The organism is Ureibacillus sp. 179-F W5.1 NHS, assembly GCF_045369345.1.
Lineage (GTDB): Bacteria > Bacillota > Bacilli > Bacillales_A > Planococcaceae > Ureibacillus > Ureibacillus halotolerans.
On the sequence record NZ_JBIQFG010000003.1, the window covers coordinates 69,370 to 82,441 of the forward strand.

Genomic DNA, 13,072 nt, shown 5'->3' on the forward strand with positions numbered 1-13,072 from the left:
TTAGTTACCTTTAACTTGATTCATTACTTCTTCAGCGAAGTTATCTTCACGTTTTTCAATACCTTCACCAACAGCGTAACGTACGAATGAAGTTACATTACCACCTGTTGTTTTAACGAAGTCACGAACTTTTTGATCTGAATTTTTAACGAAAGTTTGGTCAAGTAAGCAAATTTCTTCGAAGTATTTACCAAGACGACCTTCAACCATTTTCGCTACGATGTTTTCTGGTTTACCTTCGTTTAAAGCTTGTTCTGTTAAAATTTTACGTTCGTGAGCAACCTCTTCTTGAGAAACTTCATCACGAGATACGTATTTAGGGTTAATTGCAGCGATGTGCATTGCAACATCTTTTGCAGCTTCTTCGTTAGTAGATCCTTCAAGAACTACTAATACACCGATTTTTCCGCCCATGTGTAAGTAAGAACCGAACGCATCGTTGTCAGTTTTTGTTTTTACTTCGAAACGACGAAGAGTAATTTTTTCACCAATTGTTGCAACAGCAGTTGAAATTTGGTCAGCGATTTTCACGCCTTCAGCGTTAGCAATTTCTAAAGCAGCTTCAACTGATGCTGGTTTTGCAGCTAAAATTTGTTTTGCTAATTCTTCAACAAGCACTTGGAATTTTTCGTTTTTCGCAACGAAGTCCGTTTCAGCGTTTACTTCTAAAATAACCGCTTCATTTCCTTCAGTTAACACGTAAGTTGTACCTTCTGCAGCGATACGGTCAGCTTTTTTAGCAGCTGAAGAAAGACCTTTTTCACGTAAGAAGTCGATAGCAGCTTCGATGTCACCATCAGTTTGTACTAAAGCTTTTTTACAGTCCATCATACCTGCGCCAGTTTTTTCACGAAGTTCTTTTACTAATTGTGCAGTAATTGCCATTTGAAGTTTCCTCCTCGGGTTATCTAATATTAAATTTTTTGTAACATATGCTTTAAAAAAAGGTGATAAGAGGTTTCATCCACTTATCACCTTTTTGTAGGCAGCTAAGAAAGTTCAACACTTCCTTAGCTGCATAAGTGCAACTAAGGCTTATCATCAGAAAACCTGCTGTTTAAGCTAAGTTATCTAATAGTGAATTACTCAGCAGCAACTACTTCTTCAGCTGGAGCTTCAGATTCACCTTGTTTTGATTCAATAAGAGCATCAGCCATTTTTGCAGTTAATAATTTAACAGCGCGGATAGCATCATCGTTTGCAGGGATTACGTAGTCGATTTCATCTGGATCACAGTTTGTATCAACAATACCTACGATAGGAATATTTAATTTACGAGCTTCTGCAACAGCAATACGCTCTTTACGTGGGTCAACCACGAACATTACATCTGGAATACCAGCCATATCACGAATACCGCCTAAGAATTTAACAAGACGTTCGTGTTCTTTTTTAAGTTGAATAACTTCTTTTTTAGGAAGTACGTCGAAAGTACCGTCTTCTTCCATTTTTTCAATTGCTTTCATACGAGCAACACGTTTTTGGATTGTACCGAAGTTTGTTAAAGTACCACCTAACCAACGTTGGTTAATATAGTAGTTACCAGAACGTTCAGCTTCTTCTTTAATCGCTTCTTGCGCTTGTTTTTTAGTACCAACAAATAGTACTTTACCGCCATCTTGGCCAACTTGACGCATGAAGTCGTAAGCTTCTTCTAATTTCTTAACTGTTTTTTGTAAATCGATAATGTAGATACCGTTACGTTCAACAAAAATGTATTTTTTCATTTTTGGGTTCCAACGGCGAGTTTGGTGTCCGAAATGTACACCAGCTTCAAGTAATTGTTTCATTGAAATTACTGACATGAATAGTTCCTCCTAGATTTTTGGTTTTGTTCCTCCGCATTTTTCATCTGTAACAAGCAACTTTTTATTCAAAAAGCACCACTTACTACATCAAAATGCGTGTGTAATTAACACCAATTGATAATATAACACACTGAATATCTATATGCAACAAATTTTACGCATGAAACTTAATCAACAGCTCTATTTCAGTCTTTCCTTTTTTGGTAATTTTTGCGATTTCATCAATCGTCTTCCCTTCTTGATGCAAATTTAGTACCTTTTGCTCAAAATCTGGGAGACTAGATTTGTTGTTTTCCCCTTGATTTTCGACCTCTTTTTGAAAATCTTGAGAATCCTTTTGTTTTACCGTCATCGCTTTTTGTTTCTTATAAGCATTTTCTACTTTCATTTTCGGAATATATGTTTTGGTTTCAACGGCAGGTTGTTGATTTGCATTATCAACTGAACTTTTTTGCGAAGGTTCCTTTTCTTCCACCTTTTCCATCTTAGCCAATGTCGATTCGTTTATTTCATTATTTTTCAACTCTGTTTGTTTTACCTTCGTCAGTTCTTTAATAAAACGATCATTTTCTTCCTTTATCTCAACAAGATATAGGGCAAGGGCATCATCCATTTCCCGAATGAGTTGATCCTGTCGTTTTTCCAAATCTTTAAACTTTGAGACTTTTGTATTTAAAAGAATTATGAAATAAAAACAGATGAGCTGAGAAATTGTCAATATGATAAGTACTATAGCGACCATATTGTTCTCCTATCCACTAAAATCAATAATATTGCCTTTATAAGGATGCTTTGCTTGTTGTTCCTTTTCCTGCTGTTGCTTTTTATCCTTCGACATATCATGTTGATTGTGTTTTTCTTTTTTTTCTCTATCGGAAATTTTATCTGTTTTTTCCGTATCAACAACGGCTAGTTGTTTTCTTTCAATTTCTTTTTTTAATGCTTCATTCGCATTATATTGTTGTTGAATAACATTTTGCTGATGCTGTTCAACCATTTTTCCTGCATCGTAAGTTTTTGGAATAGCAATTTGTAGTTCAAGTCCTTTTAAACTCACAATATTCCCCCTTAGTCATGAATGACTTCGTTTGAAAGACACTTCCGTAATTTAAACAATGCCTTTGAATGAATTTGAGAAATACGGGAAGTAGATAATTCGAGTATCTCTCCAATTTCAGTTAGGGTTAATTCTTCTGTATAAAATAAACTTAAAACCAGTTGTTCTTTTTCATTTAATTTTTTTATATTTCTTTCTAAATCAGAAATCAATTCCGCATGCACAGCTTCTTGTTCAGGCGTTTTCGTTTGATTATCTCGAATAACGAATGCTTTTCCTTCTAACTCTTCTTGATCTTGTTGTTCGTTAATTGATAATACATTAGAAAAGAAATGTTCTTGCACTGTTTGGTATACTTCATCAATCGGTAAATCCATGAACTGAGCGAGCTCTTCAGGAGTCGCATGGCGCATTAGTTGCTGTTCTAATTTTTCAATTTGTGCTTCCATCTTTTTTGCTTTTTCCCTTGCCGAACGTGGTAACCAATCTTCTTTTCTTAAGCCGTCGATAATAGCACCGCGCACTCGGAAGGAAGCATATGTATCAAATTTCAAATCTCTATTTATGTCAAATTTATTTAAAGCATCAAAAAGTCCCATCATCCCCAAGCTCATCAAATCATCTCGAGATACATTTTTAGGAACACCTGCACCTATCCGTTGTACATGATAGGAAACAAGAGGCTTATATTTTTTAATAAGCATGTTACCTGCATGAGGATCTCGATCATTAAGCCAGCGATTCCAAAGGGTTTGTTCATTATCAATTTGCAGTTGTACCATCGAATCCACCTCTCTTACAAACGTTCCTTACTACCAATTATTATATCAAATGTCACAAAAAAACACACTCATATATTAGATAAAATACATTACCTTTTGGACTATTTTTTTTGCAATTAACTATGAAAAAAGAGCCGTTTCCCCGACTCTTTTCATTTAATTATCAATAATTTGTCTTTTTTATGACGAATTTCCAGGAACATTCTAAATTAGTTCCTTTGAGGTTCATCTCTCAATTCAATCGTCGACAAATCCTTTTCATCTTGAGGCTGTATTTGTATAGAATCATTTCTATCCGTAACCAAATTTTCTTCAGGTGTATGTAATATATAAGCGATTACAAATCGAAAGGCATACATAAGAAGAAATGAAATAATGGCAGCTATAAAAGAACCGATCAGGACCTTTAAAGGTACATCTTTAGATAGCGTACTAAAGAAATAGAGGGAAAACCCGATGATGGCAGCCCAAAAATTATAAAAAATAGATCCAAACATCATATTTCCATCACTCCTTGATTCACCGTTCGAATGTTCAACATACAAGTAGCGGGATTAAACTCAATTGTTCTTCCACTATTGCCTCCCGTATCTTCAGCAATTATCGGAATGCTATTTTTCTTCAGTTCCTTTTTGACAGCTTCGACATTTCTAGGACCAATTCTCATAGTATCTTTAGCAGAAGTAAATTTAAACATTTGTGCACCACCAGCTATTTTCGCCTTTAATCGAAAGGTTTGAACACCTTCAATTTTTAATCTCTCAATTAAAGCTTTTATGCCGGTATCGGCAAATTTAGCTGAATTCAACGTTTCGGCTCTAGCTAAATTGGAATCGGGTAACATTATATGAACTAACCCTGCAATTTTTTTAGTTTCATCATATAACACAACTCCAACGCAAGAGCCTAAACCGGATGTTCGAATTGTATCGGGCGTTTTTACTATATCTAATTCTGCAATTCCCACTTTAACGACTTGATGATTAATAGATTGAATCATGTTATGAAACTCCTAATGATTTAAAAATCGATGTAAAGGATTCAGGATCTGGTAATAAAAAGAAATGTCCTTGAACTTCATTTCGATGCTTTATATCTTCTTCAAAAATAGAAGTATTAATGGCAATAACATGGTCACTAACTTCAGAAATTTCAATTAACCCAATACTAATGATCGCCCCAAACATATCGACACTTAAACCTGGAACGGTTGGATAAATTTTTAAGCCAGTAAAATCAGACAAAGCCGACAAATAGGAACCAGACAATATATTTCCCAACTCTTGCATGGCGGATAAACCGATTTCTGAAATTGGATGTTCATTAAAATTAAAATGTGGATCGTTAATTAACCTTTGAATAAAACGATTTGCTTGTGCAATAGGCAGAATGAAAAACATACTACCGTCCACATCACCTTCTATGCGAAGATAAATACCAACAACGACCGTTTCAGCGCCACCAACATGCTCCATCATGTCATTAAACGACACCATTTCCACCTTTGGCACATGCATATCGATTTTCTTTCTTAACAACTCAGAAAGGGACGTCGCAGCATGTGCAGCACCTATATTTCCTATCTCCTTTAAAACATCTAAGTGCAGCGACGTAATTTTTTCAATTTGTCCCATTACTTTATCCCCACTTTTAACTGAAACATCATTTACTCAGCTGGATTTAATACTTTATCTAGATGCAATAATATTAATAATCGATTTTCCAATTTTGCTACACCAGATATAAAATCAACTTCATTGGAGCCTACTACTTCCGGTTGTTGTTCAATGGCGTTGACCGGTATATCAATTACATCATTTGCTGAATCGACTACAAATCCAACTTCCATCTCATCCGTCGTAATAATAATAATTCGAGTTGTTTCTTCGTTATCAGATACAGGTATTCCGAATCGTTCACGTAAATCAATAATAGGTGTGACAACTCCACGTAAATTAATAACACCCTTTACATATTTCTCCGTCTTAGGAACCCGCGTAATATGCATTAGTTTTTCAATTCCTTGTACATTCGATAAAGGAATGGCATATTCCTTATCTGCTAATTGAAAGACAATGACCTTTAAAATCTCTTGTTCAACAGCATGCATGACCAACACCTCTTTCATTCATCTTCATTATTTCATTAACGCATTGCAATCAACGATTAATGCTACTTTACCGTTTCCTAAAATAGTCGCTCCAGAAATAGCAAATATGTTTGTTAAGTAGTTTCCTAATGACTTCAGAACGATTTCTTGTTGACCGATAAAGGAATCTACTACTAAACCTGCAAGTTTTTCACCTTTACGAACAATGACTACCGAATGGTAATCTTGATCAATTTGTTCTTTTCTCGGTACTTCAAAAATTTCCTCTAAGAAGATAAGTGGCACTACCTTGCCTCGGAAATCAATTACTTTTTGGTTATGAGCATTTAAAATGTCACTGTTTTTAATAATCGACGTTTCAATAATTGATGATAAAGGAATCGCATACGTTTCTTGTTCAATTTCTACTAACATAACGGAAATAATCGACAACGTTAATGGCAATTGAATCGAGAAGATTGATCCTACTCCTTCAGTTGATTCAATTGAAATATTTCCACCTAATGATTCAATCGTCGTTTTTACAACATCAAGACCTACACCACGTCCTGAAATATCAGAAATGACATCTGCTGTAGAGAAGCCTGATGCAAAAATAAGCTCGTTAATTTGTTTATCAGATAAAGTAGAAGCTATTTCCTTCGAAACAATCCCTTTCGAAATCGCTTTATTTAATACTTTATCCCGGTTAATTCCTGCACCATCATCTTCAATTTCAATGAATACATAGTTTCCACTATGGTAGGCACGTAACGTTACATTTCCTTCTTCCGGTTTCCCGTTAGCACGGCGAACTTCAGGACTTTCAATACCGTGATCTACAGAATTTCGAATTAAATGGACTAATGGATCTCCAATTTCATCGATTACTGTACGATCAAGTTCCGTTTCAGCACCAATGACTTCCAGATTGATTTTTTTCTTTAAATCACGGGATAGTGTCCGAACCATTTTCGGGAATCGATTAAATACCGTTTCAATCGGAATCATTCGCATTGTTAACACTATATTTTGTAAATCGCCCATTGTGCGGCTCATACGCTCAACAGTCTCGTTCAATTCAGCATGTTTCACTTCCGTAGAGATCGATTGAAGTCTTCCTCTATCAATTACTAGTTCTTCGAATAGATTCATTAAAATATCTAGACGTTCAATACTTACTCGAATCGTTTTACTCGTTGCATGTTTTGTAGGAGAAGAAGTTTTTTGGCTAACAGATTCTTCTTGTCCCTTTTGTTGAGGAACGATTGGATTTTCGTTTTCACGAACTTCTTCTATAGTAGTTGCGGCTTCTGCTGAAGCTGATGTAATGAATTTATCCTTCGTTAACTGTGTAATCGTAACTTTCTCAACCTCAGAAACTTTTAAAATTTTACTATGCAGTTCATCTACACTTGTTTGAGTAATTAATGCTACTTTGAAATCTTGATCAAACTGTTCTTCTTCTAATTTGTCTACAGTTGGTCTTGATTTTACAACATCGCCATTTTTTTCTAAAATATCAAAAACCATATATACGCGTGCTGCTTTCAATAAACAATCCGCACGTAATGTAACCGAGATTTCATATGCATTGAATCCTTGTTCGGTTGATTGTAGTATTACAGTCTTTTCAAAGCTGTCATAATCCAATTCGGGACTATTTTGCTCTACTAAAGTCGTAGTAGCCACTTCGGCCGCAGCTAGTTCAACAGCATTTTGTTGAACCGGTTCACCAGATTCAATTCTTTTTAATTTCGCAACAGTGTTCGAAACATCTCTTTTTCCATCTCCACCGTCCGCAATATTCATAACCATCGCTTCCAAATGATCGACCGATTCAAACACAACATCTAGTACATCAGGAGTAACTAGTATTTTTTCGTTACGAATAGCATCTAAAACATTTTCCATTTTATGGGTCAAATCTGCTAAATCTTCGTAGCCCATTGTTGCAGACATCCCTTTTAATGTATGGGCTGAACGAAATATTTCGTTTACAATCGCGATGTCTTCCGGATTTTTTTCAAGCTCTAACAAATTGTCACTGCATGATTGTAAATGTTCTTTACTTTCTTCGATGAACATTTCTAAATATTGATTTAGTTCCACTAGAAAACACTCCCTTTAAGGCATATATTTCATAATCGCTTGAGCAATATCGTCAACATCTACTACTTCATCGACAAGTTTTGTTTCAATGGCAGCTTTTGGCATACCGTACACAATACATGTATTCGCTGACTCCGCAATTGCAATTACATTTCCATTTTGTTTTAAATCGACTAATCCCTTTGAGCCATCGGATCCCATTCCCGTCATAACCACAGCAACTTTATCAAAGTCTTTTATTTTACTCACACTTTCGAACATGACATCTACAGCTGGTCGATGGCCTGAACGTGGTGGTTCATCATTATCCAAAACAATTTCAAAAATTGAACCGACTTTTTTTAGTTTTAAGTGATAACCACCAGGAGCGATATAAGCAACACCTTCTTGTAGTTGCTCACCATGTTCAGCTTCTTTTACATTTATTTGACTTAACTGATTCAAACGATCTGCAAGAGATTTAGTAAATCCTGCCGGCATATGTTGAACGATTAAAATCGGTGCTTTTATCGTTTTCGGTATTTTTGTGATGACCTCTTGTAATGCCCGTGGACCACCCGTTGATGTACCTATTAGTAGTATCTTTTTCGACGAGTTCAAAGGTTGTTTTTGATGATATAACCTATCCACATCGCTAAATCTTTCACTTATTTTAGGTAGAGTAATAGTTGATTGACGGAAAGTCATATCTCGTTTTAAAAGACTCGTTGTAGCATTACCTACAGATGTATTTGGTTGTCCAATCGGTTTTTTTAATTTAGCAACGGAAACATGCACAGCTTGCTCTACTTTATGTACTAATTCTTCTTTAACTTTATGTAAGTCGAGAGAGATTGTTCCACTTGGTTTCGCAACAAAATCTACTGCTCCATTTTCCATAGCTTTTAATGTTGTCTCAGCACCACTTTTAGTTGTACTGGATAGCATAATAACCGGAACTGGGCATTGCTTCATAATTTCCTTCAATGCATCTAACCCGTTCATTTCAGGCATTTCTACATCCATTGTCACAACATTTGGTTTTAATGATTGGATTTTTTGAATGGCGTCCTTACCATTACGAGCTGTGCCAATCACTTCAATTTTTGAATTATCTGCAAAAAAGTCGCTAATTAGCTTTCTCATAAAAGCCGAGTCATCTACTATTAATAGTTTGCTTTTTGGTGAGAATTCCAATTAATCACGCCCTTTCGAAAAAATACTTCGCAATTTCGATAAGAAGGTAGTCGTTTTTGCTTGACCATGTACTTCTATCATTTGACGATCTACAAATTGTTGCACCATCACTTTCAAAGTTGTTGCAATAGGACTATTAGGGTAAGCAATGGAAAAGGGCACTTGTTCTCGAACAGCTTTTCTTACAGATGTATCTTCAGGTAAAGAACCTAAAATTGAAACTTGTTTATTTAAAAATTTCATCATCGTATTTTCTAGTCTACTCAACGTTTCTATTCCTTCTTCTTTAGAGAAGGCTCGATTACATAATAGATAAAATGTTTTACTTTGATCCCTTAAATGGATAAACTTCATCATCGAATATGCATCCGTTATAGCAGTTGGTTCCGCTGTTGTAATGACAATTATTTCATCAATAGAAGTAAGTAGATCCAAAGACCAACTAGTAGCACCAGCACCCATATCAAACAAAATATAATCGAAGGACTTTTGCAATTGTTCGAAGGCATCGATTAACCCATTAAACATTTCTTCGGACCATTCTATGATAGAAGCCATACCCGAACCGCCGGAAATGTATTGCAAGTTATGGGGACCTTCATACATGACTTCCTTCAATGAAACTTCTCCGAACAAGTAATCTTTCAAACTATAACGGGCCGTTTTACCTATGATAATATGGACATTTCCCATTCCTATGTCCATATCAATCACAACAACCTTTTTACCTAGTTTGGCGAGATTAATTGCAAAGTTGGTAGAAAAATTACTTTTACCTACTCCTCCTTTCCCACTAACTACAGCGATGGACCTTCCTAAAGCACCTTGACTTTCCAGCATTTTCATTCTTAACTTTTCAGCTTGATCTCTCATGAAAATTCTCCTTGAAAGAACAATTCTAGGACTTTTTCAAGATTAGCTTCTTCCATATCTTCTGGTACTTCTTGTCCATTTGTATAGTAAGCAAGTCCTTTATTATATTTAATCATTAAATTGAACATAGTTCCAATAGAATTTGTTTCATCTATCTTCGTAAAGATAAATTTACCTATATTTATCCCATTAAACTGTCGAGTAATTGTATCCATATCCCCTTCCTTTGCCGTTAAAGCAAGGACTAAATAGGATTCAACTTCCTCATCGAAGTTAATCATTTTTTTTAGATCTTCTACATATTTCGCTTCTTTATAATTCCGTCCTGCGGTATCAATGAACACTAAATCGAGATGGGCAAACTTTTCAATGGCAGCTTTATAATCGTTGTCGTTATATACAATTTCAACCGGTGCTTGTAGAAGATTGGCATAGGTTTTTAATTGTTCTATAGCCGCGATTCGGTACGTATCCGTTGTAATGAAGCCGATTTTTTTCTTTTTTTCCAATACCGAACGGGCTGCCATTTTGGCAATGGTAGTTGTTTTTCCTACACCAGTTGGCCCTAATACATTGATATATTTCCGCTCATAGGACAATCCACCCATCGGTAAGTCAGATAAACGGTTCCGAAGGGTGTTCATTGCTATTTCTTTCATCTGTTCCTTTGTTAAAGGTTGATTGGAATGTTTTTGGTGCACAAAAAGCTCATCACTAATTGCCGTGATGAGCTCTCCGTTAAGCTCTTGACGTTTTAAAAAGTCAATAAGGGGCACAACATGCTCCGGTACATCTGATTGAATCGTATGCCTATGCATTGACTGCAACATAGTCTTTAAATCTGCTATTTCATTTTTCAGTTCATTTGTTACTGAATCGTCAATTTGTCCTTGCAAAGGTTGCACTGGCCCTTTTAAATTTTTCATTTGAACTGGTAAATCAGGTAGACTTGAAGAATTTGATTGCAATTCTACCTGGTCCACCCCTGCAAGTACTTCAAAATTCTTTTGTTTAATTAAACCGAATAATTTTTTTGTCACAACAACTTTTGAGTTAATGATGACGGCATCTTCGCCTAAATCTGCACGTACCAATTTCATCGCTTCTGCAATTGAAGGTGCTGTATATTTTTTCATTTTCATTCTACATTCACCACTCCAACACTTTGAATTTCTACATTTGCATCTAATTCATTATAGGACAAAATCGGTATTTGAGAGAAATAACGTTCTGTTAATTGTCTTAAATACATCCGTATTCCTGGTGAGCATAGAATGATAGGAGATTGTTCCATAAAGGATACTCTCTCAACTTCTTTAGCAATTGCTTCTAAAACTGCTTGGGAATCTTGAGGGTTCATTGCTAAGTAATTTCCATGATCCGTTTGTTGAATACTATCTGCGATTAGTTTTTCTATTTTTCCAGGAATCGTTATCACTTTTAAATTTGGACCATCTGAAACATATTGGGACGTTATTTGCTTAGCTAAAGCTTGACGAACATACTCTGTCAATACATCCGGGTCACTCGTTAATTTTGCATAGTCCGCCAATGTTTCAAAAATAATTGGTAAATTACGAATCGAAACATTTTCTTTTAACAGTTTTGCTAACACTTTTTGAATCTCACCAATCGATAAAGGTGTTGGTGTTAATTCGTCTACAAGTATTGGATAATTTTCACGTAAATGATCAACTAATTGTTTTGTTTCTTGACGACCTAGTAATTCATGGGCATTTGCACGAATAATTTCAGTTAAATGAGTAGAAACAACACTCGGTGGATCAACGACTGTATATCCGAGCATTTCCGCATCTTCCTTCGTTTTTTCAGTAATCCATTTTGCAGGAAGACCAAAGGATGGCTCAATCGTATCGATTCCGTCGATGGAATCATCTTCACCTGGACTCATTGCTAAATAATGATCTAGTAATAACTCCCCTTTTGCCATTTCATTCCCTTTAATTTTAATGCGATATTCATTCGGTTGGAGTTGAATATTATCACGTATTCGTACAACAGGAATAACAATACCTAATTCCAATGCTAATTGCCGCCTGATCATGACAACCCGGTCTAATAAATCGCCACCTTGAGCTGCATCGACTAACGGAATTAATCCATAGCCAAATTCAAATTCAATTGGATCGACATTTAATAAATTCACTACATTTTCAGGACTCTTCATTGTATCTGTTGCTACTTCTTCTTCAATTTCAAGTAATTCTTCCGGATCTTCTTGCTTTTTATTATGAATCATATAAGCTCCGCCAATTAAAATAAGTGCAATAGGAATTGTAATCCAATCCGGAATTGGCGTGAATAATCCTAAAAGGAATATCGTTCCCCCAGCGATATATAGAAGTTTCGATTGGGCAAACAATTGTTTTGTAATATCTTCTCCTAAATTTCCATCTGATGCTGCACGGGTTACGACAATACCCGTCGCTGTTGAAACGAGTAAAGCTGGAATTTGGGCAACAAGACCGTCACCGACTGTCAGTTTTGAGAAATGGGAAGCAGCATCTGTTAACGAATAATCAAGCTGGAGCATCCCAATGATAATACCAAACAACAGGTTGATAAAAACCATAATAATCGACGCTATCGCATCACCTTTAACAAATTTCGTTGCACCATCCATTGCACCGTAAAAATCCGATTCCTTTGAAACTTTTTCTCGGCGCTCTCTTGCTTCTTTTTCAGAAATCATCCCGGCATTCAAATCCGCATCAATACTCATTTGTTTACCAGGCATTGCATCTAATGTAAATCGTGCTGCCACTTCAGCGACACGTTCTGAACCTTTTGTAATGACGATGAAGTTTATAATCACTAACAACATGAAAATGACTAAACCGACTAATACATTCCCACCTGTAACAAATTCACCAAAGGTTTCGACCACATCCCCCGCATCCCCATTCGCTAAAATGGCACGGGTTGTCGATATACTTAACCCTAATCGGAATAATGTTAATAACAAAATAATCGAAGGGAATATGGCAAAGTCTAATGCTTCTTTCATATTCATTGTTACTAATAAAACGAGTAAAGATAACGTGATATTAATAATAATTAAAAAGCTTAATAACCATGTCGGTAGAGGGATAATGAGCATGGCTACAATCATTATTACTGCAGCTAGTACCCCTAAGTCGCGAATCTTCATGTT

The 13,072-nt window shown here is 35.8% G+C and carries 14 protein-coding genes; all 14 read right to left on the reverse strand.

Features of this window, described 5'->3' with window-relative positions; genetic code table 11:
- The 14 genes from tsf to flhA all read right to left on the reverse strand — a co-directional run bounded on the left by tsf (window position 1) and on the right by flhA (window position 13,069).
- A complete protein-coding gene (tsf, locus tag ACH0B5_RS02670; protein ID WP_341361880.1) occupies window positions 1–885 on the reverse strand; it encodes a translation elongation factor Ts in 885 nt (294 codons plus the stop codon).
- A gap of 197 nt (window positions 886–1,082) precedes the next feature.
- On the reverse strand, window positions 1,083–1,805 hold the full coding sequence (gene rpsB, locus ACH0B5_RS02675) for a 30S ribosomal protein S2 (protein ID WP_122970385.1): 723 nt from the start codon (window positions 1,803–1,805) through the stop codon (window positions 1,083–1,085).
- Window positions 1,806–1,962: 157 nt separating this feature from the next.
- Complete coding sequence (locus ACH0B5_RS02680; RefSeq protein ID WP_406927358.1) at window positions 1,963–2,550, reverse strand: hypothetical protein; 588 nt, start codon at window positions 2,548–2,550, stop codon at window positions 1,963–1,965.
- Between the two features lie 9 nt (window positions 2,551–2,559).
- A complete protein-coding gene (locus ACH0B5_RS02685) occupies window positions 2,560–2,865 on the reverse strand; it encodes an RNA polymerase subunit sigma (protein WP_122970383.1) in 306 nt (101 codons plus the stop codon).
- An 11-nt stretch (window positions 2,866–2,876) separates the two neighbouring features.
- Entirely contained in the window at window positions 2,877–3,647 is a 771-nt protein-coding gene (locus ACH0B5_RS02690; protein WP_122970382.1) for a FliA/WhiG family RNA polymerase sigma factor, read from the reverse strand.
- A 209-nt stretch (window positions 3,648–3,856) separates the two neighbouring features.
- Window positions 3,857–4,147, reverse strand: coding sequence for a hypothetical protein (locus ACH0B5_RS02695; RefSeq protein WP_122970381.1), 291 nt, complete (start codon window positions 4,145–4,147; stop codon window positions 3,857–3,859).
- A complete protein-coding gene (locus ACH0B5_RS02700) occupies window positions 4,144–4,647 on the reverse strand; it encodes a chemotaxis protein CheD (protein WP_341361878.1) in 504 nt (167 codons plus the stop codon). The genes ACH0B5_RS02695 and ACH0B5_RS02700 overlap by 4 nt, the downstream gene beginning before the upstream one ends.
- 1 nt (window position 4,648) lies before the next feature.
- Complete coding sequence (locus ACH0B5_RS02705) at window positions 4,649–5,281, reverse strand: chemotaxis protein CheC (protein ID WP_122970379.1); 633 nt, start codon at window positions 5,279–5,281, stop codon at window positions 4,649–4,651.
- 32 nt (window positions 5,282–5,313) lie between these two features.
- Window positions 5,314–5,757, reverse strand: coding sequence for a chemotaxis protein CheW (locus tag ACH0B5_RS02710; RefSeq protein WP_341361877.1), 444 nt, complete (start codon window positions 5,755–5,757; stop codon window positions 5,314–5,316).
- A gap of 27 nt (window positions 5,758–5,784) precedes the next feature.
- Window positions 5,785–7,848: a chemotaxis protein CheA gene (locus ACH0B5_RS02715; protein WP_122970377.1), complete on the reverse strand. Its 2,064-nt coding sequence runs from the start codon at window positions 7,846–7,848 to the stop codon at window positions 5,785–5,787.
- A gap of 15 nt (window positions 7,849–7,863) precedes the next feature.
- On the reverse strand, window positions 7,864–9,024 hold the full coding sequence (locus ACH0B5_RS02720; RefSeq protein ID WP_341361875.1) for a protein-glutamate methylesterase/protein-glutamine glutaminase: 1,161 nt from the start codon (window positions 9,022–9,024) through the stop codon (window positions 7,864–7,866).
- Window positions 9,025–9,897: a MinD/ParA family protein gene (locus ACH0B5_RS02725; protein WP_122970375.1), complete on the reverse strand. Its 873-nt coding sequence runs from the start codon at window positions 9,895–9,897 to the stop codon at window positions 9,025–9,027.
- Window positions 9,894–11,039 (reverse strand): flagellar biosynthesis GTPase FlhF, encoded by a 1,146-nt coding sequence (flhF, locus tag ACH0B5_RS02730; protein ID WP_122970374.1) that lies wholly within the window; start codon window positions 11,037–11,039, stop codon window positions 9,894–9,896. The genes ACH0B5_RS02725 and flhF overlap by 4 nt, the downstream gene beginning before the upstream one ends.
- Window positions 11,036–13,069: a flagellar biosynthesis protein FlhA gene (gene flhA / locus ACH0B5_RS02735; protein ID WP_122970373.1), complete on the reverse strand. Its 2,034-nt coding sequence runs from the start codon at window positions 13,067–13,069 to the stop codon at window positions 11,036–11,038. The genes flhF and flhA overlap by 4 nt, the downstream gene beginning before the upstream one ends.
- Between the last annotated feature and the right edge of the window lie 3 nt (window positions 13,070–13,072).

Bases quoted from the DNA above. Each gene is read 5' to 3' on its own strand.
- tsf (WP_341361880.1), bottom strand. From the start codon at position 885: ATGGCAATTACTGCACAATTAGTAAAAGAACTTCGTGAAAAAACTGGC.
- rpsB (WP_122970385.1), bottom strand. From the start codon at position 1,805: ATGTCAGTAATTTCAATGAAACAATTACTTGAAGCTGGTGTACATTTC.
- ACH0B5_RS02680 (WP_406927358.1), bottom strand. From the start codon at position 2,550: ATGGTCGCTATAGTACTTATCATATTGACAATTTCTCAGCTCATCTGT.
- ACH0B5_RS02690 (WP_122970382.1), bottom strand. From the start codon at position 3,647: ATGGTACAACTGCAAATTGATAATGAACAAACCCTTTGGAATCGCTGG.
- ACH0B5_RS02695 (WP_122970381.1), bottom strand. From the start codon at position 4,147: ATGATGTTTGGATCTATTTTTTATAATTTTTGGGCTGCCATCATCGGG.
- ACH0B5_RS02700 (WP_341361878.1), bottom strand. From the start codon at position 4,647: ATGATTCAATCTATTAATCATCAAGTCGTTAAAGTGGGAATTGCAGAA.
- ACH0B5_RS02705 (WP_122970379.1), bottom strand. From the start codon at position 5,281: ATGGGACAAATTGAAAAAATTACGTCGCTGCACTTAGATGTTTTAAAG.
- ACH0B5_RS02710 (WP_341361877.1), bottom strand. From the start codon at position 5,757: ATGCATGCTGTTGAACAAGAGATTTTAAAGGTCATTGTCTTTCAATTA.
- ACH0B5_RS02725 (WP_122970375.1), bottom strand. From the start codon at position 9,897: ATGAGAGATCAAGCTGAAAAGTTAAGAATGAAAATGCTGGAAAGTCAA.
- flhF (WP_122970374.1), bottom strand. From the start codon at position 11,039: ATGAAAATGAAAAAATATACAGCACCTTCAATTGCAGAAGCGATGAAA.
- flhA (WP_122970373.1), bottom strand. From the start codon at position 13,069: ATGAAGATTCGCGACTTAGGGGTACTAGCTGCAGTAATAATGATTGTA.